This is a genomic window from Umezawaea sp. (assembly GCF_036375055.1).
GTDB lineage: Bacteria > Actinomycetota > Actinomycetes > Mycobacteriales > Pseudonocardiaceae > Umezawaea.
Map to the genome: position 1 here is coordinate 1 of NZ_DASUSQ010000086.1, position 23,818 is coordinate 23,818.

General features: G+C 70.9%; 16 protein-coding genes. 12 read left to right on the forward strand and 4 right to left on the reverse strand.

Annotation, left to right across the window (positions count from 1 at the left end; translation table 11 throughout):
* From VFZ92_RS24105 to VFZ92_RS24120, 4 genes are all read left to right on the forward strand, one after another.
* Window positions 1–545, forward strand: a 545-nt coding sequence (locus VFZ92_RS24105; protein ID WP_330878293.1) for an ABC transporter permease, incomplete at its 5' end; no start/stop codon positions are given.
* Complete coding sequence (locus VFZ92_RS24110) at window positions 542–1,516, forward strand: ABC transporter permease (protein ID WP_330878294.1); 975 nt, start codon at window positions 542–544, stop codon at window positions 1,514–1,516. The genes VFZ92_RS24105 and VFZ92_RS24110, both read left to right, overlap by 4 nt.
* A gap of 60 nt (window positions 1,517–1,576) precedes the next feature.
* Complete coding sequence (locus tag VFZ92_RS24115) at window positions 1,577–4,336, forward strand: AbfB domain-containing protein (protein WP_330878295.1); 2,760 nt, start codon at window positions 1,577–1,579, stop codon at window positions 4,334–4,336.
* Between the two features lie 25 nt (window positions 4,337–4,361).
* Window positions 4,362–5,420 (forward strand): Gfo/Idh/MocA family oxidoreductase, encoded by a 1,059-nt coding sequence (locus tag VFZ92_RS24120; protein WP_330878296.1) that lies wholly within the window; start codon window positions 4,362–4,364, stop codon window positions 5,418–5,420.
* A gap of 41 nt (window positions 5,421–5,461) precedes the next feature.
* On the opposite strand, the gene VFZ92_RS24125 is transcribed toward VFZ92_RS24120, so the two are convergent.
* Window positions 5,462–6,331, reverse strand: a complete 870-nt coding sequence (locus tag VFZ92_RS24125) for a hypothetical protein (protein WP_330878297.1) — start codon at window positions 6,329–6,331, stop codon at window positions 5,462–5,464.
* Window positions 6,328–6,831, reverse strand: a complete 504-nt coding sequence (locus VFZ92_RS24130) for a SigE family RNA polymerase sigma factor (protein WP_330878298.1) — start codon at window positions 6,829–6,831, stop codon at window positions 6,328–6,330. The genes VFZ92_RS24125 and VFZ92_RS24130 overlap by 4 nt, the downstream gene beginning before the upstream one ends.
* A gap of 1,123 nt (window positions 6,832–7,954) precedes the next feature.
* Between VFZ92_RS24130 and VFZ92_RS24135 the strand changes: the two genes are divergently transcribed.
* Genes VFZ92_RS24135 through VFZ92_RS24155 form a run of 5 tightly spaced genes read left to right on the forward strand, consistent with a single transcriptional unit; the run spans window position 7,955 to window position 13,527 of the window.
* Complete coding sequence (locus VFZ92_RS24135; RefSeq protein ID WP_330878327.1) at window positions 7,955–9,217, forward strand: ABC transporter substrate-binding protein; 1,263 nt, start codon at window positions 7,955–7,957, stop codon at window positions 9,215–9,217.
* Window positions 9,218–9,273: 56 nt separating this feature from the next.
* Entirely contained in the window at window positions 9,274–10,221 is a 948-nt protein-coding gene (locus tag VFZ92_RS24140) for a sugar ABC transporter permease (protein WP_330878328.1), read from the forward strand.
* On the forward strand, window positions 10,218–11,099 hold the full coding sequence (locus tag VFZ92_RS24145) for a carbohydrate ABC transporter permease (RefSeq protein ID WP_330878299.1): 882 nt from the start codon (window positions 10,218–10,220) through the stop codon (window positions 11,097–11,099). The genes VFZ92_RS24140 and VFZ92_RS24145 overlap by 4 nt, the downstream gene beginning before the upstream one ends.
* 2 nt (window positions 11,100–11,101) lie before the next feature.
* Entirely contained in the window at window positions 11,102–12,508 is a 1,407-nt protein-coding gene (locus tag VFZ92_RS24150) for a GH1 family beta-glucosidase (protein ID WP_330878300.1), read from the forward strand.
* Window positions 12,505–13,527 (forward strand): LacI family DNA-binding transcriptional regulator, encoded by a 1,023-nt coding sequence (locus VFZ92_RS24155; protein WP_330878301.1) that lies wholly within the window; start codon window positions 12,505–12,507, stop codon window positions 13,525–13,527. The genes VFZ92_RS24150 and VFZ92_RS24155 overlap by 4 nt, the downstream gene beginning before the upstream one ends.
* 48 nt (window positions 13,528–13,575) lie before the next feature.
* On the opposite strand, the gene VFZ92_RS24160 is transcribed toward VFZ92_RS24155, so the two are convergent.
* On the reverse strand, window positions 13,576–14,544 hold the full coding sequence (locus VFZ92_RS24160) for a hypothetical protein (RefSeq protein ID WP_330878302.1): 969 nt from the start codon (window positions 14,542–14,544) through the stop codon (window positions 13,576–13,578).
* A 142-nt stretch (window positions 14,545–14,686) separates the two neighbouring features.
* Window positions 14,687–16,021 (reverse strand): glycoside hydrolase family 6 protein, encoded by a 1,335-nt coding sequence (locus tag VFZ92_RS24165; protein WP_330878303.1) that lies wholly within the window; start codon window positions 16,019–16,021, stop codon window positions 14,687–14,689.
* 759 nt (window positions 16,022–16,780) lie between these two features.
* On the opposite strand from VFZ92_RS24165, the gene VFZ92_RS24170 reads away from it, so the two are divergent.
* The 3 genes from VFZ92_RS24170 (at window position 16,781) to VFZ92_RS24180 (ending at window position 23,809) form a co-directional block, all read left to right on the forward strand.
* On the forward strand, window positions 16,781–17,695 hold the full coding sequence (locus VFZ92_RS24170; protein WP_330878304.1) for a cellulose binding domain-containing protein: 915 nt from the start codon (window positions 16,781–16,783) through the stop codon (window positions 17,693–17,695).
* Between the two features lie 102 nt (window positions 17,696–17,797).
* Complete coding sequence (locus VFZ92_RS24175; RefSeq protein WP_330878306.1) at window positions 17,798–20,728, forward strand: glycoside hydrolase family 48 protein; 2,931 nt, start codon at window positions 17,798–17,800, stop codon at window positions 20,726–20,728.
* Window positions 20,729–20,992: 264 nt separating this feature from the next.
* A complete protein-coding gene (locus VFZ92_RS24180; RefSeq protein WP_330878307.1) occupies window positions 20,993–23,809 on the forward strand; it encodes a cellulose binding domain-containing protein in 2,817 nt (938 codons plus the stop codon).
* The last annotated feature ends 9 nt before the right edge of the window (window positions 23,810–23,818 follow it).

The following is a 23,818-nucleotide window of genomic DNA, read 5'->3' on the forward strand; positions in this document are numbered from 1 at the left end:
TGGCGCTGGTGCTGGCGAACGGGCAGTTGGTGCAGCTGCACGACCCGGCGTTCCTGTTCCTGGGCACGGGTGACGTGTTCGGCGTGCCGGTCGGGGTGTTCGCCGCGGTGCTGTTCGCGGTGGCGGTGGCGTTGCTGGTCGGTCGGACGACGTTCGGCCGGCACCTGGTGGCGATCGGCGGCAACCGGGCGGCGTCGGTGCTGGCGGGCGTGCCGGTGCGGCGGGTCCTGATCGGCGTGTATGCGATATGCGGTGTGCTGGCGGCGGTAGCCGGTGTGCTGTCGACCGCGCGCCTCGGCGCGAGCGACCCGGCCGACGTGGGCCTGCTGATGGAACTGTCCGCGATCACCGCCGTGGTGGTGGGCGGCACGCCGTTGACCGGTGGCCGGGTGCGGGTGCTGGGGACCGTGATGGGGGCGCTGCTGATGCAGTTGGTGCGGGCGACGTTGATCAAGCACAACCTGCCCGACTCGACCGCGCAGATGGCGCAGGCCGCGATCATCGTCGGCGCGGTGTACCTGGCGCGTGAGCGGAGCAGCCGATGACCGCCGTCCGTGGTCGGATCGGGCGTGGGATCGGGCGTGGGATCGGGCGGCAGGGCGCCGCGGTCGCGCTGGTGGTGATGGTGCTGGTGGCGTGGCTGTCGTTCCCGAGGTTCGGCAGCCCGGACAACCTGCGTGACATGGCGCTGCAGGGGTCGTTCCTGGCGATCGTCGCGCTCGGCATGACGTTCGTGATCATCACCGGGGGCATCGACCTGTCCGTCGGGTCGGTGTACGCGCTCGGCGGCGTGCTGGCCGCCTACGGCTCCCAGCACGGGTTCCTGGTGGCGCTGGCGCTGCCGCTCGTGGTGTGCGGGCTGATCGGGTTCGTCAACGGCGTGCTGGTGGCCAGGACGAAGATGGCGCCGTTCATCGTCACGCTGGCGTCGCTGCTGTTCGCCAGGGGCCTGCTGCTCGCGATCACCGACGAGGGCTCGACCACCTACCGCGTCCCGGCCGACTCGGCGTTCATCGAGCTGGGCCGCGGCACGATCGGCGGCTTCGGGTACCCGGTGTTCATCGCGGCGGCCCTGTGCGTGGTCGGCGGGATCGTGCTGCGGCGCACCAGGTTCGGCCAGTCGGTGTTCGCGACCGGCGGCGCGGAGCAGTCCGCGCTGCTGATGGGTCTGCCGGTCGCCCGCACCAAGATCACCGTCTACACGATGAGCGGCGTGCTGTCCGGGCTGGCGGGCGCGCTGACCGCCGCCTACCTCCAGTCCGGCGTCACGGTCATCGGCGTCGGCACCGAGCTGGACGCCATCTCGGTCGTCGTCATCGGCGGCACCCTGCTGACCGGCGGAGCGGGCACCGTGCTCGGCACCGTCATCGGCGTGGGTCTGCGCAACGTCATCCAGAACATCATCAACCAGATCGGCACCCTCGACAGCAACTACCAGTCAGTGGTCAGCGGCGCGTTCCTGCTCGTCGTCGTGATCCTGCAACGGTCCCTCGCCAGAACAAAACCACGACGATAGGAGGTTCCGCTCCACGAGCACGGCCCGGCTGCGTTCCCCCGCGAAGTCTTGGAGCCAACGATGCCCTCCTCCCGACGCGTCCTGAGCGTCGTCACCGCCTTACTCGTCGCGACGACGACCGCGGTCGCCGTCGCACCACCGGCTTCGGCTGCCGTCTGGCAGCCGAAGCCGTTCCAGCTCACGACACCCTGGACGAGCCAGGTGTCGCCCACCAACGCCCTCCCCGAGTACCCGCGCCCGCAACTGGTGCGCTCGGAGTGGCTGAACCTCAACGGGGTCTGGGAGTTCGCCGGAGCACCCAACCTCGACTCGCCGCCCATCGGCAGGCCGCTCGCCGAGGGCGTGCTGGTGCCGTACCCGATCGAGTCCGCGCTGTCGGGGATCAAGCGGCACGAGGACAACATGTTCTACCGCCGCACGGTCACCGTCCCGACGGCCTGGAGCGGTCGTCGGGTCAACCTGAACTTCGGCGCGGTCACCTGGGAGACCCGCGTGTGGGTCAACGGGGTCCGCGTCGGCGCGACGCACACCGGCGGCTTCGACGCGTTCTCCATCGACATCACGTCCGCGCTCAAGGCGGGTGAGAACGAGATCGTCGTCGGCGCCCGCTCGACGGTCGACGGCAGCCTCCACCCGATCGGCAAGCAGCGCCGCAACCCCAGCGGCATCTTCTACACCGCCGCGTCCGGCATCTGGCAGACCGTGTGGCTGGAGCCGGTGAACGCGGCGAGCATCACCCGGCTCGACACCACGCCCGACGTCCCGGCGGGCGTCCTCGACCTCGTGGTGCGGGGCACCGCGGGGATGCAGGCGCGCGCCGAGGTGCTGAGCGGCGGCCAGGTCGTGGGCACCGCGACCGGCGCGGTCGGGTCGCACCTGCGCGTCCCGGTGCCCAGCGCGCGGCTGTGGTCGCCGGACGACCCGTTCCTCTACGACCTGCGGGTGACCCTGCTGGGCACCGGGGGAGGGGACGTCGTCACCGGCTACTTCGGCATGAGGTCGGTCGGCAAGGCGATGATCGGCGGCGTGCTGCGGCCGACGCTGAACGGCGAGTTCGTGTTCCAGCTCGGCACGCTCGACCAGGGCTACTGGCCGGACGGCATCTACACCGCGCCCACGGACGCGGCGCTGAGGTTCGACCTGGAGCGCCAGAAGGCGCTGGGCTTCAACGTGGTCCGCAAGCACATCAAGGTCGAACCGGCCCGGTGGTTCTACCACGCCGACCGGCTCGGGCTGATGGTGTGGCAGGACATGCCCGCGCTGGACGCGGTCGACGACACCCCGGTCGCCAGCCACGCCAACTACGAGTCCGAGCTGCGCCGGATGGTCGAGCAGCTCAAGGGGATCACCTCGATCGTCCAGTGGGTCCCGTTCAACGAGGGCTGGGGCGAGTACGACAACGGCCGCATCGTCGACCTGGTCCGCTCGATCGACAGCACCAGGCTCATCAACCACAACTCCGGCTCGAACTGCTGCGTGTCCGACCCGGAGCCGTCCAACGGTGACGTGATCGACGACCACGCGTACCAGATCTCCACCGGCACCAGGCTCCCCACGGCCACGCGGGTCGCGGTGCTGGGCGAGTACGGCGGCCTCGGCAGGGCGATCCCCGGCAGCGAGTGGCAGCCGGGAGCCGGGTTCGCCTACGGCGCTCTCCACCCGGACGAGTCGTCGCTGACGAACCGGTACGTCGACATCACCAGGGAGGTCGGCAGGTTCGTGCACGAGCGCGGGCTGTCGGCGTCGGTCTACACCGAGCCCTACGACGTCGAGAACGAGGTCAACGGCTTCTACACCTACGACCGCCGGGTGCTGAAGATGACCGAGGCGCGGGTGCGCGAGGTGAACCAGCGGGTGCTGGCCCTGGCGCGCGGCACCGAGGTCGGCCGCGGCGAGCTGGTGTCGCTGCGGGTGACCACGACCGGGTACACCGACCGGTTCCTGCGCCACTCCGACGCGCTGGCCCGCACGGACGTGATCAACGGCGGCAGCTCCGACGTGGCCAAGCAGGACGCCACGTTCTGGGCACGCCCCGGCCTGTCGAACTCCGCGTGCCTGTCGTTCGAGTCCCGCAACCACCCCGGCAGGTTCCTGCGGCACTCGAACCTCCGGGTCCGCAACGACCCGAACGACGGGTCCGCGACGTTCGCGGGCGACGCCACGTTCTGCGCCCGCGAGGGGGCGGGGGGCACGCGGCTGGAATCGGCCAACCTCCCCGGCGCCTTCCTCCGGCACCACAACGAGGCCGTCCACCTCGCCCGCTCCAGCGGCACGAACCCGTGGGACGGCGGCGGGAGCTTCTCGGCGGACAGCACGTGGGCCGCGACCACCGGCACCTGGCGCAGCGGCGCCGACCTGCCGCTGGACCAGGCCAGGTCGTTCCGGGTGACCACGCCGGGCTACACCGACCGGTACCTGCGCCACCAGGCCGACCTGGCGCGCACCGACGTGGTGAACGACGCGAGCGCCGCGGTGCTCAAGTCCGACGCCACGTTCATCGTCCGCCGGGGCCTGGCGAACTCGACCTGCTACTCCTTCGAGTCCCGCAACCACCCCGGCCGCTTCCTGCGCCACGCGGACTTCCGCGTCCGCCTGGCGGCGAGCGAGAACACCGACCTGTTCCGGCTGGACGCGACCTTCTGCGCCCAACCGGGAACCGGCGGCGTCCGGTTCGCCTCGGCCAACGAGCTGGGGACGAACATGAGGCACTACGCGGAGGCCGTGTACGTGGCGTCCAGCGGCGGCGCCCACGTGTACGACAACCCGGCGTCCTACGACCAGGACGTCAGCTGGGCCGTGTCCAACCCCTGGGCCCCGTAGCCGGGGGCCGACCGGTGGTGTCGCCGTGTCCGCCGTCCACGGCGACACCACCGGACCGCCCTGCCGGGTGGTCGCGGGCGTGGTCGAGCCGGGGAGGACGGTCGAGGCGCGAGGTGGCAGGGTGGTGCCCATGGTCGACACGCCGGTAAGGCTGGGCATCATCGGACTCGGCGCCATGGGTGGACGGGTGTTGGACGTCGCCGCGGCGCACGCTGACCTGGTGGTCGTGCGCGCCTGCGACCTGGACCGGGCGACGCTGGACCGGGTCTCGGCGGCGCACCCGGACGTCGCGGTCAGCCGCGACCCGGCCGACGTGCTGGGCGCGTCGGACGTGGACGCGGTCTACCTCGCCACGCCGCCCGCGTTCCACGCCGGGATGACCGTGGCCGCGCTCGCCGCGGGCAAGGCGGTGTTCTGCGAGAAGCCGCTCTCGGTGAGCGCCGAGGACGGGCGGAGGATGCGGGACGCCGCGGCGGCCGGCGGCCTGGTGACGGCGGTGAACTTCGCGCTCTCGGACCGCGACGTGGTGCTGGAGGTGGAACGGGCGCTGGCGGCCGGTGAGGTCGGCGACGTGCTCGGCGTCGACGTGCGGCTCCAGTTCCCGAAGTGGCCCCGCGAGTTCCAGGCGGACGCGCTGTGGCTGGACGGCCGGGAGCAGGGCGGGTTCGTGCGGGAGGTGTTCTCCCACTTCGCGTACCTGACCGACCGGCTGGTGGGGCCGTTGCGGGCGGTCGACGTGAGCGCCGACTTCCCCGCGAGGGGCAGCGAGGTGGCCGCGCGCGGCCTGCTGCGGGCCGGTGACGTGCCGGTGCACTTCTCCGGTGTCGCGGGCGTGGCCGGACCCGAGCACTACGAGTGGGTCCTGTGGGGGACGCGCCGGTCGTACCGGCTGCTGGAGTGGGCGAACCTGGAGGTCTTCGAGGACGGCGCCTGGACGCCCGTCCCGAGCCGCGGCCGGGGGTCGGACGCCTCGCGCCTCGGGCTGTTCGCCGAGGCGGTGCGCGGGGGGCCCACCTCGCCGAACCTGGCAGGCTTCGACGTCGCGCACCGGGTCCAGGAGGCGGTGGAGGCCTTCCACGCCTGAGCCGGGGTGCCGCCGCCAGGGGGCGGCGGCACCGTCGTGACCTAGTCCACGTGGAAGCCCGGACTGGTCGCCAGCTCGGTCAGCTGGACCTCGGTGAGCGGGAGGGCGGCCAGAGCGGGGACGCTCTCCCCGTGCTGCTTGGCCTGGTAGACGAAGACCACCGTGCCGTCGTCGTGGCGGTAGGCGGCGAGCTGGTCGAACCGCTTCTGGTCACCGGAGCCGTCGGAGGTGAGCAGGCCGACCTGCTCGCCGCCGACGTCGACCACCCGGCACGGCCCCTTGATGCCCCACGACTGCCCGGTCACCTCGCACGGGCCGGTCGGGTAGGTGTTGCCCGCCGTCGTGACCTGCACGTGCAGGGTGCCCACGGCACCGCTGCCGTCGGTCTTCACGAGGGGGGCGTCCACCAGGTACTCCCACACCTGGCCGCCGTCGGCCGCGTAGTCCAGGAACTGCGACTGCGTCCTCACGGCCGCGGTCCCGGCCCCGCCCTGGAGGGTGAGGCCGGGGGGAACGGCGCCCGTGAGGACGGGCACCATCCCGACGCTCTTGGCCGCACGGGGGCCGCTGGTCGCCGTGCGGTCGGACTGGCCGTCCGGCCACGCGGTCTCGGACGCCTCCACGTCCGGGCCCCCCGTCGTGCTCGGCGCCGCGCCCGTCGAGGCGCTCCCCGGCGCCGCCCCCCCGTTCGCGGCCTCCAGCCCACCGCCGGACATCGCGCCGGGCAGCAGCGCCGCACCCGCCGCGATCCCCACGACCGCCACCCCGGCGACCGCACCCGCCCAGGTCGCGCGACGGCGCCGCTGGGCCTTCCGGCCCGCCTCCACCGCCGTCCTCGTGTCCATCGGTGGCGGCGGGCTGCTCGCCACCATCACGCCGCGCAGGGCGCTCCTGACCTCGTCCTCGTTCATCGGACCCACTCCTGGTAGTCGTCGGCGAGCCTGCCGCGCAGCGTCTGCAGCCCCCGCGCGGCCTGGCTCTTCACCGTTCCCGTCGTGCACTTCAACGCCCTGGCGGTCTCCTCGACCGACAGGTCCTCCCAGTACCGCAGGACGAGCACGGCCCGCTGCCGGGGCGGGACGTGTTCGAGCGCCGCCAGCACCACGAGCCGGTCCTCGGCGGACCCGCCCGTCGGGCTCGCGGCCTCGGGAGCGCCGTCGGAGAACCGCTCGCGGCGGTACTGCCCGCGTCTCGTGTCCGAGACGAACGTGCGCACCAGGATCTGCCTGGTGTAGGCGTCGACCACCTCGTGCCGGGCGATCCTCCGCCACGCCAGGTAGAGCTTGGTGAAGGTGACCTGCACCAGGTCCTCCGCCCGGTGCCAGTCACCGCACAACAGGTACGCCGTGCCGCGCATGGCGCCGGAGCGCGCCGCGAAGTACTCGGCGAACTCGGCGTCCCGATCACTCATCCGTTTCTCCCTACCGTGCGGTACCGGGCTAGTCACGCTCACGGGAGCCGATCCGGTTGCACCGGGCGCGGAAACAGCCGCGGGCAGGATCCACAGTGGAAGGCCGGACGCCGTCCACAACGGACCGCGGCGGGCGGAAGGGGCCGGTGGAGCGGGGCGGACGGGGGTGCGGGGGACCTCCGGTGGACGGGGCGGGTGGACGAGCGTCGGACGTGGCGGAGAGTAGCCCCGCGCCCGTGCGCGCGGCGAGAAGCCGCCATGGTCCTTGTCCCTCGGCGCGAGGTCGCGATACGGTCGCTGGGAGCGCTCCCAGAACATCCACGACGAGGTGGGCCATGAGAGGGAACCGAGTAGTGCCAACGGGTGCAGACGCGTGCCTCTCGGCGGACCGCGAGCCGTGGGTGTCGATCGCGGCCACGGCGCCCCGTCGCCGCGCGGTGTCCGGGTTGGGTGATTTGTCCCCCGGTGGTGGGGCGAACGCCCGCGCGTCCGAGTCGGTGTCGCGCGGCCGTGCCGGATCGCGCGCGGGCGTGTTCGAGTCCACTGTGGTCGGCGCGCTGCCCGGCGCGGGCCGGCGGGCCGCGAGCGCGGTGCCGATCACCGCCGCCGCGTCCGCGCGGGTCGCCGTCCGGTCGCCGGTGCCACCCGGACGGTCCGCGAACGGCCATCGCGACGCCCCGCCGTCTCGTTCGGTGATGGCGGGTGTGTGCCATGTGGCCAGTCCCGATCCGCCAAGCGGGTCACCCCGGTCCCGATCGGCCTAGCGGGTGCTGATCATCGGCCCGTCGCGCTCCTCGATGGTTGGTCTGGCCTGGTTCCAAAACCGCATCCGTGCAGGTGAAGGCACTGGGAGCGCTCTCGGAGTTCAGTAACCGGCCCGATCGGTCCACGAGGGACCGGAAGTGCCATCAACCAAATATCCGCAGTTCACGGGTGTTGTCCACCTATTTGACCCCCATTGGTAACAGGCTGGACACAAGTCCTTGACACCCATTAGTGGTGCCGACCACACTTCGGCACCTGGGAGCGCTCCCAGACTCGTTCGCCTCATCCGGAGGCTGCCGAGATCCGCCGCCCTCAGCAGAGGAGTCCTTACGTGCCGTACCGCTCAAACCGATGGGTCATGGCGCTGGCCTGTACCGCCGCGCTCGCCGCTACCGCCGCCTGCGGTTCGAGCGACGCCGGTACCACCGCAGACGGCAAGGTCGAACTGACCGTCGCCACGTTCAACGAGTTCGGCTACGAGGACTTGTTGAAGGAGTACGAGGCGAGCCACCCGAACATCAAGGTCACCCACCGCAAGACCGGCAAGTCGGACGACCACCACCAGAACATGTTCACCAAGATCGGCGCGGGCTCCGGCCTGTCCGACATCGAGGCCGTCGAGGAGGGCTGGCTCGCGCAGGTCATGGCGAAGTCCAACCAGTTCAACGACCTCACCAAGATCGGCCCGGCCGACGTGAAGCCGGACCGCTGGCTGAAGTGGAAGTCCGACTCCGCCACCACCAAGGACGGCGCGCTCATCGGCTACGGGACCGACATCGGTCCGCTGGCCATGTGCTACAACAAGGACCTCTTCGCCGCCGCCGGTCTCCCGACCGAGCCCGAGGCCGTGAAGGCCATCTTCGCCACGTGGGACAGCTACTTCGCCGCGGGTGACCAGTTCAAGGCCAAGACCGGCGACAAGGCGTGGTTCGACAGCGCCGCGCAGGTCTTCAACGCCATGGTCAACCAGAACAAGGTCGGCTACTACGACGTCGACGACAAGCTCGTCGTCGACTCCAACCCCGACATCAAGGCCGACTGGGACAAGGTGACCGCCGCGGTCGCCAAGGGCCAGTCCGCGAAGCTCGTCGCGTTCGGCAACGAGTGGAACACCGGCTTCAAGACCTCGGCCTTCGCCACGAAGACCTGCCCGTCCTGGATGCTCGGCGTCGTCGAGAAGCAGGCCGGTCCGGAGAACTCGGGCAAGTGGGCCGTCACCGACGCCTTCCCCGAGGGCGGCGGCAACTGGGGCGGGTCCTTCCTGACCGTGCCCAAGCAGAGCAAGCACCCGAAGGAAGCCGCTGAGCTGGCCGCGTGGCTGACCGCGCCCGAGCAGCAGATCAAGGCCTTCACCTCGAAGGGCACGTTCCCCAGCCAGGTCGAGGCGCTGACCGCCCCGGCGCTGCTGGAGCAGACGAGCGCGTACTTCGGCGGCGCCAAGGTCGGCGCGCTGTTCGCCGAGCAGGCCAAGAAGGTCCCGGCCGCGCAGCACAAGGGCCCGGCCTCCGGCCAGATCCAGGACAAGGTGTTCAACTCGGCGCTCCAGGCGGTCGAGCAGGGCACGAGCGTCGACGACGCGTGGAAGCAGGCGGTCGAGGGCTCCCAGAAGGCCGCCAAGTGACGGCTGACCTCACGGAGGTGCCGAGCGGGCGGGGCGTCGAGCCCCGCCCGCCCGTCCTGCGTGAGCCCCCGAACGGGCACCCGAAGCTGCCCTGGCGCGACCGGCTCACCCGGCTCGACGTCAAGTACACCCCGTACGCCTTCATCGCGCCGTTCTTCATCCTGTTCGCGCTGATCGGCCTCTTCCCGTTGCTCTACACGGCATACGTGTCGCTGTTCGACTGGGAGCTGGGTGCCGACGAGCACCCGTTCATCGGGCTGGAGAACTACGCGACGCTGCTCGCGGACGACCAGTTCTGGAACGCCATGTTCAACACGATCAGCATCTTCGTGTTGTCCAGCGTCCCGCAGATGATCATCGCGGTCCTGCTGGCCGCGCTGCTCAACACCGCGCTGCGGGCGCGGACCGCGTGGCGCATGGGCGTCCTGCTGCCGTACGTGGCGAGCCTGGTCGCGCTGGCGATCATCTTCAGCAACCTGTTCGGCAAGCAGTACGGCCTGATCAACACGTTCCTGAACTCGGTCGGGCTGAGCCCGGTCGACTGGCAGGGCAACTGGTTCGCCAGCCACGTCGCCATCGCGACGATGGTGAACTGGCGCTGGACCGGCTACAACGCGCTCATCGTGCTGGCGGCCATGCAGGCCATCCCGCGCGAGGTGCACGAGGCCGCGCTGGTCGACGGCGCGGGCGCGGTCCGCAGGTTCGTCAGCATCACGCTGCCCCTGCTGCGCCCGACGATCATCTTCGTGGTCATCACGTCGACCATCGGCGGCTTGCAGATCTTCACCGAGCCCAAGCTGTTCGACCCGGCGGGCGGCAGCGGCGGCGGGTTCTCCAACCAGTACCAGACCGTCGTGCTCTACCTGTACCAATCGGGCTTCCAGGACTTCAACCTCGGCTACGCCTCGGCGATGGCCTGGATCCTGTTCCTGGTCGTCCTCGTCATCGCCGCCGGGAACTTCTTCCTCACCAGGCGGATCGCGTCAACGGGGGAGAACGAATGACCACGCTGACCACCAGGCAGCCCCCGGTCGCCCGGCCGGGCAAGAGGCTGCGCGCCTCCGCCCTGCTGGAGCGCCCCAACTTCGCGGTGTACGGGATCCTCATCGCGTTCATCCTCGGTTCGGCGTTCCCGTTCTACTGGTCGTTCCTCGTCGCCAGCTACGACGCCAACGTGTTCACCGGCGACGTGCCGCTGATCCCCGGCGGGAACTTCCTCACCAACGCCTCCAGGGTGCTCGACGCCATCCCGTTCTGGAAGGCGCTGGGCAACAGCGTCATCGTGTCCGGCACGGTCACGCTGTCGGTCGTCCTGCTGTCCAGCCTGGCCGGGTTCGCCTTCGCCAAGCTCCGCTTCCGCGGCAGCAAGGGCCTGATGCTGTTCGTCGTCGCCACGCTCGCCGTGCCGACGCAGCTCGGCGTCGTGCCGCTGTTCATGGCGATGGCCGAGTTCGGCTGGTCGGGCACCCTCGGCGCGGTCATCGCGCCGAACCTGGTCACCGCGTTCGGCGTCTTCTGGATGCGGCAGTACATCGTCGACGCCGTCCCGGACGAGCTGATCGAGGCCGCCCGCATGGACGGGTGCAGCATGCTGCGCACCTTCTGGCACGTGTGCCTCCCCGCGGTGCGACCCGCCGCGGCGATGCTGGGCGTGTTCACGTTCATGCAGTCCTGGAACGACTTCCTGTGGCCGCTGATCGTGCTCAACCCCGAGGACCCGACCATCCAGGTCGCGCTGGAGAAGCTCCAGTCCGGCTACTACGTCGACTACTCGCTGGTGCTCGCCGGAACCACCATGGCCACGGTCCCGGTGCTGTTGGTCTTCATCGTACTCGGGCGGCAGATCGTCGCCGGGATCATGCAGGGCGCTGTGAAGGGGTAGTTGTGGACCAGATTTCGTTTCCCGACGGCTTCGTGTGGGGCGCGGCGACGGCCGCTTTCCAGGTGGAGGGCTCGACGACCGCGGACGGTCGCACGGACTCCATCTGGGACGCCTTCTGCAGGTTGCCCGGCGCGATCGTCGGCGGCCACACCGGTGAGCCCGCGGCCGACCACTACAACAGGGTCGAGCAGGACGTGAAGCTGATGGTGGACCTGGGCCTCCAGGCCTACCGGTTCTCCATCGCGTGGCCGAGGGTCCGCCCGGACGGCGGCGCGGCCAACCAGGCGGGCCTCGACTTCTACGGCAGGCTCGTGGACACGCTGCTGGCCAACGGCATCAAGCCGTGGGTGACGCTGTACCACTGGGACCTGCCGCAGGCGCTGGAGGACAAGGGCGGCTGGGCCGAGCGCGACACCGCGTACCGCTTCGCGGACTACGCGACGACCGTGGTCGAGTCGCTCGGCGACCGCGTCACCTCGTGGACGACGCTCAACGAGCCGTGGTGCTCGTCGTTCCTCGGCTACGCGGCGGGCGTGCACGCGCCCGGCCGCCGCGAGCCCGAGGCCGCCGTGGCCGCGGTGCACCACCTGCTGCTCGGCCACGGCCTGGCGACGTCCGCGATCCGGGCCGTCCAGTCCGACGCCGAGGTGGGCATCACGCTCAACCTCTACCCGGTGTTCCCCGCGGACCCGGAGAGCGCGGCCGACGTGGACGCCGCGCGGCGGCTGGACGGCATGCAGAACCGGATGTTCCTCGACCCGGTGCTGCGCGGCGAGTACCCGGCCGACGTCGTCGAGGACTTCACGCCGTACAAGTTCATCGAGAACGTGCGGGACGGCGACCTGGAGATCATCTCCACGCCGCTGGACATGCTCGGCGTGAACTACTACTCCGAGCACAACGTGAGCACCGTGTCCGACGGCCTCGTCCCGCTGCGCAACGGCAGGCGGCAGAGCGGGTCGCCGTGGGTCGGCCTCGACCAGCTCTCGTTCCCCACCCGGAACCTGCCGCGCACCGACATGGACTGGGAGGTGCAGCCGGACGGCCTCACCAAGGTGCTGCGGCGCCTGCACGACGAGTACCCGCGGCTGCCGCTGTACATCACCGAGAACGGCGCGGCCTACCCCGACGCGGTCAACGGCGACGGCGGCGTGCACGACCCGGACCGGTTGGGCTTCATCGAGTCCCACCTCCGGGCGGCGCACAACGCCATCGCCGCGGGGGTGGACCTGCGCGGCTACTTCTGCTGGTCGCTGCTGGACAACTTCGAGTGGGCCGAGGGGTACGCGAAGAGGTTCGGCATCGTGCACGTGGACTACGACACCCAGGTCCGCACGCCGAAGGCCAGCGCCCGCTGGTACGCCAAGGTGACCAGGGAGAACGCACTGGTCGCCACGGGTGGCCTGTGACCGACGTAGCCAGGAACAGACGCCCCGGCCCCCGGCTGGAGGAAGTGGCCCGTGCGGCCGGGGTGTCGCGTTCCACCGTTTCCAGGGTGATCAACGAGGAGCCCTACGTCAGCGCCAAGGCGCGTGACGCGGTCCACCAGGCCATCCTCGACCTGGGGTACAGCCCCAACCAGGCGGCCCGCACCCTCGCGGGCAACCGGGCGAACGCCATCGCGCTCGTGGTGTCGGAGCAGGGCAGCCGCGTGCTGTCCGACCCGTTCTTCGCGGGCGTGCTGCGCGGGGTGCACGCCGAGCTGTCCGGTCGACGGGTCCAGCTCGTGCTGATGATGACCCAGCAGGACGACGAGAAGGACGTCGTCGGCTACCTGTCCGGCGGGCACGTCGACGGCGTGCTGATGGTCAGCCTGCACGGCCAGGACCCGCTGCCGCTGAAGCTGGCCGACGCCGGGGTGCCGATCGTGGTCGGCGGCAGGCCGCTGGTCGGCGACGGCATCCAGTACGTGGACTCGGACAACTTCAACGGCGCGCTGGAGGCGGCCAGGTACCTGGTGGCCACCGGCCGCCGCCGGATCGCGACCATCGCCGGGCCGAGGGACATGGCCGTGGGGATGGACCGGCTCAACGGGTGGCGCCGGGGCATGGCCGAGGCCGGGCAGCCGTCGGACCTGGTGGCGCACAGCGTGTTCACTCCGGACGGCGGGGCGGCGGCGATGGAGGACCTGCTGTCCCGCGAGCCCGAGATCGACGCGGTGTTCGTCGCCGCGGACATCATGGCGATGGGCGCGCTGCGGGTGCTGCACGCGCAGAACCGCCGCATCCCGCGCGACGTCGCCGTCGTCGGGTTCGACGACCTGATGATCGCCTCCACGGCCCTGCCGCCGCTCACCACCGTGCGGCAGGACGTGGAGCAGCTCGGCCGCACCATGACGTGGTGCCTGCTCGGCCAGCTCGACGGGGAGGAGGGGCTGCCCCCGTCCCTGCTGCTGCCCACCTCGCTGGTGATCAGGGCCAGCGCCTGAGAACGTCGCCCGCCGCACGTGTCCCGACCGTGCGGCGGGCGGTCACGCCTACTTCGCGGGCAGGTTCAGCGACGGGTTGACGGCGCCGGAGGAGAAGACGCACACGGCCTGGTTGGACCGCGCGCACTCCTTGGACGCCTCGATCCGCAGGTACTCCAGGTAGTTCGGGTCGGCCAGCGACTTCGAGAGCTGGGCCTGCGCGGCGGACTGGTCGATGGCCACCTTCTTGGCGCTGCGGCCCTTGCGGATCTCCGGGTCGTTGTAGTCCGCCCCGATGATCAGCAGCTCGACCGGCGGGCACGGCAGCAGCCGCGCGTCCTTCGCGTTCGGGTCGCCCGGCAGCTCGCGGTCGAACGACGGGCCGCAGAAGAACTGCTTGCCGGTCTGCCGCTCCAGGTACTCCTGGAAGCGCTTGCCGACGTCGGCCTGGAGCAGCGTGAGCGTGCCCGTGTCGGTGTTGGGCACCTGGACGTTGTTGACGATCGCGTCGCCGAAGTACTTGCGCGCCTCGTCCTTGAAAGCGGATTCGAGCTGCGGGTAGAACTTCTCCCGCAGCAGCTTGCGCCAGCCCTCCGGCTCGTTGCCGTCGTCGTCGAGCTGGCACTCGTAGTGCTTGCACAGGTCCTCGAAGAACTTGCGCAGCGTCCCGCCCTCGTAGCCGGGGATGTCGTCGTCGCGCGTGTTCGTCTTGAAGGCCACGCTGATCTCGAAGTCGACGAGCATGCCGTTGGTGTCGGCGTCACCGCCGGCGGGCACGCTGATCACGCCGTCGACGTCGGCCCGCTCGTCGCGGCGGACGATGTAGCTGCGCTGGGAGGTGGTGAGCCGGTAGACGTCGTCGTTCCAGGTCCACTCGACCTCGCCCGGCCGGACGACGCTGGAGAACGCCTTGCCGTCGATGCTGCCCGACGTGTAGTGCAGACCGATCGCGTCCGGCTCGATCTCGGTCGCCGTGCAGCCCGCGGTGCCGAGCACCGCCACCGCCAGCAGCGCCGCGACCGCGCTCCTCTTCGTCATGGAGTCCTCCCCCTGGGTGCGAGATGTCCGAAGTCTGACACCCGTTGTGCCCCAGGGGTTCCGGAATGGTCCGTTTCCTCGTCGCGCCCCACGCGCGGCGGAGTGGCGCCTCCCGCGAAGCGCCACTCCGGTCCGGTGGGGATCAGGCGCAGGCCGCGCCGTTCAGCCTCGGGCTCGCGAACGGCGGGGTGCCGCCGGAGAACGAGGCGTTGTAGCCGATGGTCACCGAGGCTCCGGTCGCCAGCGGGCCGTTCCAGGCCACGTTGGTCACCGCGATGACGTCACCGGTGTCGGTCCAGTTGCCGTTCCAGCCCTGCGAGAGCGTGACACCGGGCGCGGAGAACTCCAGCGTCCACGAGCTGATCGCCGCACCGCGGTTGGTGATCACGACCTCGCCGCTGTAGCCGCCCGACCAGCTGCTGGTGACCTTCTGCGTGGCCTGGCAGCCGCCGGACGGGGTGCCGGGCGTCGTCGTCGTGGTGGTCGTGGTGGTCGTGGTCGTCGTCTGGATCGGACCGGCCGCCGCGGCCAGGTCGTACGCGCGCTGCGGCACGAACTGGCCCGCCGGGGCGATGCAGCCGTCCGACTCGCCCGGCAGCTTCACCCAGAGGAACGCGTCGATCCTGGAGTCGCCGGTCGCCGTGGTGCTGGGTGTGCCGATCGCGCGGCCCGCCGGGTCGCACCACTCGCTGCCGAGCGGGCCGTTGCCGTTGCGGCTGGTGTCGACCACGGCCTTCAGCCGCTGGTCGCCGACGGCGTCGAGCACCGACTTCGCGAAGGCCACCTCGTTGCCGGTGGCGCGGTAGTTCGACACGTTGGTGGAGATGCCGTCCGCGCTGTTCGAGATGTCCGCGCCCCGCAGGCGGTTGGCGGCCTCGCCCGCGCCGAGCCACGCCGAGTGGCCGATGTCGAAGTACACCTTCGCCTGCGCCGAGCCCGCCTTGAGCTTCTTGCCCGCGTAGGCCATCGACGCCTTGGTCTCGTTCTGCTGGTCCGCGTTCTGGCAGGTGGACATCAGGGGCAGGACGTCGGGTTCGAGGATGATCGACGCCGGTCGGCCCGCGAGCCCGGCGGCCACCTGGTCGACCCACTGGCGGTACGCGCTGTGGGACGGGGCTCCGCCACCGCTCGCGCCACCGCAGTCGCGGTTCGGGATGTCGTAGACGACCAGGATCGGGATCTTGCCCGCGCTCGCCGCCGCGCCCACGTGGGCGTCGACCTCCGCGCGGACGGTCGAGGTGTTGGTGGTGGTGAACCACTTCGCCTGCGGGACGGACGCGATCCGGTCGCGGATCAGCGCCGTGCGGGAGTCGCCGGGGTTCGCCGCGACCCACTTGGCCGCGTTGGTCGTGGGATCGGTGTAGAACGCCGAATCGGCCGCCAGCGCGGTGCTCGGGGCGTGCAGCAGCAGGGCGCCCCCCACGGCGAGCGCGGTGGACAGCGCTCCCAGCGCGAGGACGTGCTTCGGTGCGGACATGGCTCTCCCGGTGGGTCGGGTGCCGGGGGGAGCGACGTTGCTCCCCCCGGCACCACGTTTCAGGGCGGCGGTGGGTGGTGGCGCCGGTCCCGCCGCAGGGCAGTGCGACGGGACCGGCGTCCGCGCCGCGTCGCGGGACGGGCGTCCCGGACCGGTGGTCACCACCGGGTCGGGAGCCCGCGGTCCGCGTGCGGCGCGTTGCCCGGGGTGACGGCCAGACCTCCGCCGTCGGCCTGGCCGTCACCCCGGTACTCCGGGTCGTGCTGGGTAGGCCGGGAGAGCGCGAAACCGGACCCCGGTCGTCAGGGACGTGGGGGAGTGGTTCGCCCGAATTCCTCGCGGCATCTGTTCGACTGCGGGAGTGAAGGACTGGGAGCGCTCCCAGGTGGGAACGACTTTAACCAGAGGGAAACGTGCCCGAAAAGACCCGAAAGTTGTTGAATATCGATCTATATTTTCCTGTTCAGACACGCGCTGTCGCGAAAGTCCTTGTTCCGCCGTGGTTTCTGCGGCAATTGAGACGCCGGGTGGGCCACCGGGATTACGTCGCGTGGTCGGGAGCCTGCCTGTTAGGCCATTGGGGATACGCGGGGTGTGGTGCGAGGGATCGCCGTTGTTGATGTTGCGGCTTTCCCGAATTGCGCCGATCGGCTGCCGGGGTGCGACTCCAGTCGGCGCAGGAAACAAGTCGTGCATTGCGTTTCCGGGCGGTTACGCCCTAACTTGGGAGCGCTCCCAGAATTTTCCGGAGGTTCCGCAATGACGCGCACTCCGTCAGCCCGCGTGCCCGGCGCCGTTGCCGCGGTGCTGCTCGCGGTCGCGGTGATCGGCGCTCTGGTGCTGGTCCCGCCCTCACGGCCGACGGCGGTCGCGGCACCCGCCGTCGCCGGTCGGGTGGACGACCTGCTCGCGCGGATGAGCCCCGACGGCGAGGTCGGGGGGATGACGCGGGCCGAGCGCGCCGCGCCGAGCCCGGTGTCCGGCCTCGTCACCCACCGCACCGGGTCCGTGCTGTCGGGCGGTGGTTCAGCTCCGGAGCCCACCGGGCCCACCACGTGGGCCGACGGGTACGACGGCTCCCAGCGCGCCGCGACGGCAGGCCCGCTCGGCATCCCGGTGCTCCGCCCCGCCCGTGACGACGGGTCGGGCCGGACCTCCGCCACCACCTCGGACGTCCGCCACCAGCGGGCGGGTGACGGCGCCGACGCGGTCGCCCGAGCGGGCGAGACCCCCCACGCGGAAGGAGGAGACCGCCCCGGAGACCACGTTCCCACCGGGACGCCGCCGGTGGCGTGGACGTCCGGCAACGCCCGGCAGCCGATCGACGACGGGGACGGCACACCGCCGGGGTTCGGGCTGACCCACCCTCCGACCAGCACCCCCGAAGGCGGCACGGCGACCAGCCGGGTCGTGGACGAGCGGTCCGGCGGCCTCCAGGCCGGGACCACCGTCGCGAACCCCGGTGCCACCCCCCTGTCCGGCTGGACGGTCGGGTGGAGCAGACCCGACGACCAGCCGATCGGCGGCCTCCGGAACGGGGCCCCCGGCCAGACCTCCACCAGCACGTCGGTCGACGACCTCGACTGGAACGCCTCCGCCGGGCCGGGCGCCACCGTCGCCCTCACCGGAAGCGGTGGTGCCGCGTCCCCCGACACGGCCCACCGCACCCGCTAGACCGACCGCACCACCCCGCGGACCGAAGTGGGCGCCTCCGCCCGCTCCTTCGGCGCGCACCCCTGCACGGGTCGACGGCGACCCGAGATCGAGGAGGACCGAATGAGGATCAGGGGCAGAGCACGTCCGCTCCTCAGGCGACCGTTACCGGGCCTGACCGTCGTGGCGCTGATCGTCGCGTCGGTGCTGCCCGCGACCAGCGGGGTCGCGCAAGCGGCGGTGGCCTGCACGGTGAACTACCAGATCAGCAACGAGTGGAACAACGGCTTCGGCGCGAACGTCACCATCCGCAACGAGGGCGACGCCGTCACCGGCTGGAACCTGACCTGGAACTTCGCCGACGGCCAGAAGGTCACCCAGGGCTGGAACGGCACGTTCACCCAGTCCGGCACCAAGGTCACCGTCACCCCGCCCGACTGGGCGCGCACCATTCCCGTCGGCGGCACCACGTCGGTCGGCTTCAACGGCAGCAAGGGCGCGACGAACACCGCGCCGACGGACTTCGCGCTCAACGGCGTCCCCTGCACGGGGGCGAACAGGGCCCCGTCGATCTCGCTGACCAGCCCCGCGGTCGGCTCCACCTACACCGCGCCGGGCACGATCCCGCTCGCCGCGTCGGCGGAGGACGCCGACGGCACGATCGCCAAGGTCGAGTTCTACGCGGGCGACCAGCTGCTCGCCACGGACACGGCCGCGCCGTTCGCCGGGTCGTGGAGCGGTGTCCCGGTCGGTGACTACTCGATCAGCGCCCGCGCCTACGACAACCGCGGCGCCACCACGAGCTCCACCCCCAGCGCGGTGAAGGTCCTGTCCGGACCCGCCGTCCTCGCCTCGCCCAACGCCGTGAGCGTCAAGCAGGGCGCGACCGGCACGTTCGGCGTCTCGCTGGCGATCCAGCCGTCGGCACCGGTCACGGTGACGATCGCACGGGACTCCGGCAGCACCGACCTGACGGCGTCGCCGACGACGCTGACGTTCACCACCGCCAACTGGAGCACCAAGCAGAACGTCACGGTGACCTCGGCGGCCAACGGCGGCGACCTCGGCACCGCGACCTTCTCGGCGTCGGCCACCGGCCAGACCGCGGCGTCCGTGGTGGTCAAGGAGATCTCGTCGTCCACATCGGACTTCAACCAGGCCTTCCTCGACCAGTACAACAAGATCAAGGACCCGGCGAGCGGCTACTTCCGCAAGTTCGGCGACCTGCTGGTGCCCTACCACTCCATCGAGACGCTGATGGTGGAGGCCCCGGACCACGGTCACCAGACGACGTCGGAGGCGTTCAGCTACTACCTGTGGCTGGAGGCCAGCTACGGCCGGATCGCCGGTGACTGGGCCCCGTTCAAGTCGGCGTGGGCGTCGATGGAGAAGTTCATCATCCCCGCCACCGCGGACCAGCCGACCAACTCCAAGTACGACCCGTCCAAGCCCGCCACCTACGCGCCCGAGCACCCGAGGATGGACCAGTACCCGTCCGTGCTCGACTCGAACGCGAAGCCGGGTGTCGACCCGATCGCGAACGAGCTGAAGACCGCGTACGGCACCTCGGACGTCTACGGCATGCACTGGCTGCTCGACGTGGACAACACGCTCGGCTTCGGCCGCTGCGGCGACGGCACCACCGCGCCCGCCTACATCAACACCTACCAGCGCGGGTCGTCGGAGTCGGTGTGGGAGACCATCCCGCAGCCGTCCTGCGACACGTTCAAGCACGGCGGCCCCAACGGCTACCTGGACCTGTTCACCAAGGACGCGTCCTACGCCAAGCAGTGGAAGTACACCAACGCCCCCGACGCGGACGCGCGCGCCGTGCAGGTGGCGCTGCTCGCCGAGCGGTGGGCGACCGCCCAGGGCAAGGCGGGCGACATCGCGTCGGAGATCAAGAAGGCGTCCAAGATGGGCGACTACCTCCGGTACGCGATGTTCGACAAGTACTTCAAGAAGATCGGCGGCTGCGTCGGGGCCACGAGCTGCGCCGCGGGCACCGGCAAGGACAGCTCGCACTACCTGATGTCCTGGTACTACGCGTGGGGCGGTGCCACCGACACGTCCGCGGGCTGGGCGTGGCGGATCGGCGACGGTGCCTCGCACCAGGGCTACCAGAACCCGCTCGCGGCCTACGCGCTGGCGAACACGCCGTCGCTCAAGCCGCTGTCCGCGACCGGCCAGGCCGACTGGGCCAAGAGCCTGGACCGCCAGCTGGAGATGCTCCAGTGGCTCCAGTCCGCCGACGGCGCCATCGCCGGTGGTGTGACGAACAGCTGGGAGGGCAACTACGGCACGCCCCCCTCGGGCACGCCGACGTTCTACGGCATGTACTACGACGCCCACCCGGTGTGGCGCGACCCGCCGAGCAACCGGTGGTTCGGCTTCCAGGCGTGGGGGATCGAGCGCACGGCCTCGCTGTACCAGATGACCGGTGACGCGCGGGCCAAGAAGATCCTCGACAAGTGGGTGCCGTGGGCCATCGCCAACACGACGATCGGCGCGAACGGGAACTTCCAGATCCCCTCGGACATCGAGTGGACCGGCGCGCCGGACACCTGGAACCCGACGACGCCCGGCTCCAACGCCAACCTGCGGGCCAGGGTGCTCAACTTCAGCCAGGACGTGGGCATCGCGGCGTCGTACGCCAAGACGCTGCTCAACTACGCCGCCAAGTCCGGCAACGCGCAGGCCAAGTCGGTCGGCGAGGGGCTGCTGACGGCGCTGCTGGCCCACCAGGACGACAAGGGCATCGCGGTGCCCGAGACGCGGGCCGACTACAACCGGTTCGACGACAAGTACAACGCCACGACCGGTGAGGGCACCTACGTCCCGCCGGGCTGGACCGGGAAGATGCCGAACGGCGACGCGATCGACCAGAACTCCACGTTCCTGTCGATCCGCTCGAAGTTCAAGACCGACCCGGAGTGGCCGAAGGTCCAGGCCTACCTGGACGGCGGGGCCGCCCCGACGTTCACGTACCACAGGTTCTGGGCGCAGGCCGAGATCGCTACGGCGTTCTCCCTGCACACCGAGCTGTTCGGGTAACACCCGGACGGACGCCGCCCCCCGAACCCGGCAGGCGGGGGGCGGTGGTCCGGGCTCGTCCGCACGTCCTCGACAGCGTTGTCGAAGACGCGCGCAGTCCTGTGTGGACATTGTCGAACATGGCGTTCGAAAGATTCGATAAGTGTTGTGCCGCAATGACTTCAGAACATCTTCGTGGCTGACCGATTAACCGGTTCAGTCCTTGACGCGCGCCAGTTCGCGGTGCTCCCATGATGGGGCCGTCGCATTCGAGAAGGAGCACTCGTGCGATACCCCCTGCACAGAGCGAGGACCCCGCGCGACACCGCGGCGGACCACCCGGTCCGGTCCACGGTGGAGCACCGGCGGAGCCCTGGCCCCGGCGCCGACGCCACCGGCGCCACCGCGTCACCGCGCTCCACCGGGACCCGTACCGCCCGCGTCGGGCGGAGGGCGCTCGCCGGCCTGCTGGCCGCGGTCACGACGGCCGCGCTGGCGGTCGTCGCGCACGTCGGCGGGTCCGCTCCGGCCGAGGCGCAGGCCGGCTACACGTGGAGCAACGTCGAGATCGCCGGTGGGGGCTTCGTCCCCGGCATCGTGTTCAACCAGACCGAGCGCAACCTCGTCTACGCCCGCACCGACATCGGCGGCGCGTACCGCTGGAACCAGTCCACGAGCCGGTGGATCCCCCTGCTCGACCACGTCGGCCTGACCGACTGGGGTCTCAACGGCGTCGCGAGCCTCGCCACCGACCCGGTCGACCCGAACCGCGTGTACGTGGCGGCGGGCATGTACACCAACAGCTGGGACCCCAACAACGGCGCGGTCCTGCGGTCGTCCGACCGCGGTGCGACGTGGCAGAAGACCGCGCTGCCGTTCAAGCTCGGCGGCAACATGCCCGGTCGCGGCATGGGCGAGCGGCTGGCCATCGACCCGAACCGCAACAGCGTCCTGTACCTGGGAGCGCCGAGCGGCAACGGCCTGTGGCGCAGCACGGACTCGGGCGTCACCTGGAGCAGGGTGACCGCGTTCCCGAACGCGGGCGACTACGCCCAGGACCCGAACGACCCCAACGGCTACCTCAACGACAACCAGGGCGTGCTCTGGGTGACGTTCGACCCGCGGACCGGCAGCGCGGGGCAAACCACCAAGACCATCTACGTCGGCGTGGCCGACAAGCAGAACAACGTCTACCGCAGCACGGACGGCGGCACGACGTGGGCGCGCGTGGCCGGGCAGCCGACGGGCTTCCTGCCGCACAAGGGTGTGCTGGACGGCGCGGGGCAGCTCTTCCTCGCCACCAGCGACACCGGCGGCCCGTACGACGGCGCCAAGGGCGACGTGTGGAGGCTGAACACGGCCACCGGCGCGTGGACGCAGATCAGTCCGATCCCGTCGAGCAGCACGGACAACTCCTTCGGCTACAGCGGCCTGACCGTCGACCGCTCGCGCCCCGGCACGCTGATGGTCGCCACCCAGATCGCCTGGTGGCCGGACGTCGTCTTCTTCCGCAGCACCGACTCCGGCGCGACCTGGACGCGGATCTGGGACTGGACCAACTACCCCGAGCGCTCCACCCGCTACACGCACGACATCTCGGCGGTGCCGTGGCTGTCGCTCGGCATGAACCCGCAGCCGCCCGAGGTCACGCCGAAGCTCGGGTGGATGACCGAGTCGATGGAGATCGACCCGTTCGACTCGAACCGGATGATGTACGGCACCGGTGCCACCGTCTACGGCACCAGGAACCTCACCACCTGGGACACGGGCGGCAAGATCACCATCACGCCGATGGTCGCGGGTCTGGAGGAGACCGCGGTGCTGGACCTGATCAGCCCACCCTCCGGCGCACCGCTCATCAGCGGGCTCGGCGACATCGGCGGCTTCCGGCACGACCGGCTGGACGCCGTGCCCGCCAGGGTGTTCACCCAGCCCACCTTCACCTCCACCACGAGCCTGGACCACGCCGAGCTGACGCCCGCGACGGTGGTGCGGGTCGGGCAGTTCGACAAGTCGAGCCGCCCCAACGACAACCGGGTCGCGTTCTCCACCGACGGCGGCTCGAACTGGTTCCAGGGCACCGAACCGGGCGGTGTGACGGGTGGCGGCACGGTCGCCGCCGCGGCCGACGGGAGCCGGTTCGTCTGGAGCCCGGCAGGCACCGGGGTGCACCACTCCACCGGCTTCGGCAACTCCTGGCAGCCGTCGTCCGGCATCCCGGCGGGCGCTGTCGTGGAGTCGGACCGGGTCAACCCGCGCAAGTTCTACGGGTTCGCCGCGAACAGGTTCTACGTCAGCGTCGACGGCGGGGCCACGTTCACCGCGTCCCCGGCGACCGGTCTGCCCGACAGCGCGCACTTCAAGGCCGTCGCGGGCCGCGAGGGCGACGTGTGGCTGGCCGGTGGCGCGGGGCTGTGGCGCTCCACGGACTCCGGCGCGACCTTCACCAGGTCCACGTCCGTGGCGGAGTCGAGCAACATCGGCTTCGGCAAGGCCGCCCCCGGCCGGACCTACCCGGCGCTGTACGCCATCGCGACGGTCGGCGGCGTGCGCGGGGTCTTCCGGTCCGACGACACCGGCGGCACGTGGACGCGGATCAACGACGACAAGCACCAGTACGGCAACATCGGCGACGCCATCACCGGCGACCCGCGCGTCCACGGCCGGGTCTACCTGGGCACCAACGGGCGCGGCGTGGTCCTGGGCGAGGCGTCCGGCACACCCACGACGACGACCACCACGACCACCACCACCACGACAACCACGACCACGACCCCGCAGCCGTCGACCGGCTGCGCGGTGAGGTACACCGTGACGGGCGAGTGGCAGGGCGGGTTCCAGGGCAAGGTCGAGATCACCAACGGCTCCACGACGCCGATCGACGGCTGGACGGCCAAGTGGTCGTTCGCCAGCGGCCAGGTGATCAGCAGCCTGTGGGGCGGCGTGGTGACGCAGTCCGGTGCGGCGGTCTCGGTGGCCAACGCCCCCTACAACCGCACGATCGCCGCGGGCGCCACCGCCGAGGTGGGCTTCACGGCGAGCTGGACCGGCACGAACACCAGACCGACCGCCTTCACGGTCAACGACAAGGCGTGCACGTAGGCCCGACCA

Coding starts and splice junctions, on each gene's coding strand:
- VFZ92_RS24110 (WP_330878294.1), top strand. CDS start 542: ATGACCGCCGTCCGTGGTCGGATCGGGCGTGGGATCGGGCGTGGGATC.
- VFZ92_RS24130 (WP_330878298.1), bottom strand. CDS start 6,831: ATGAGTGATCGGGACGCCGAGTTCGCCGAGTACTTCGCGGCGCGCTCC.
- VFZ92_RS24170 (WP_330878304.1), top strand. CDS start 16,781: ATGACGCGCACTCCGTCAGCCCGCGTGCCCGGCGCCGTTGCCGCGGTG.
- VFZ92_RS24160 (WP_330878302.1), bottom strand. CDS start 14,544: ATGACGAAGAGGAGCGCGGTCGCGGCGCTGCTGGCGGTGGCGGTGCTC.
- VFZ92_RS24165 (WP_330878303.1), bottom strand. CDS start 16,021: ATGTCCGCACCGAAGCACGTCCTCGCGCTGGGAGCGCTGTCCACCGCG.
- VFZ92_RS24115 (WP_330878295.1), top strand. CDS start 1,577: ATGCCCTCCTCCCGACGCGTCCTGAGCGTCGTCACCGCCTTACTCGTC.
- VFZ92_RS24145 (WP_330878299.1), top strand. CDS start 10,218: ATGACCACGCTGACCACCAGGCAGCCCCCGGTCGCCCGGCCGGGCAAG.
- VFZ92_RS24125 (WP_330878297.1), bottom strand. CDS start 6,331: ATGAACGAGGACGAGGTCAGGAGCGCCCTGCGCGGCGTGATGGTGGCG.
- VFZ92_RS24135 (WP_330878327.1), top strand. CDS start 7,955: ATGGCGCTGGCCTGTACCGCCGCGCTCGCCGCTACCGCCGCCTGCGGT.
- VFZ92_RS24175 (WP_330878306.1), top strand. CDS start 17,798: ATGAGGATCAGGGGCAGAGCACGTCCGCTCCTCAGGCGACCGTTACCG.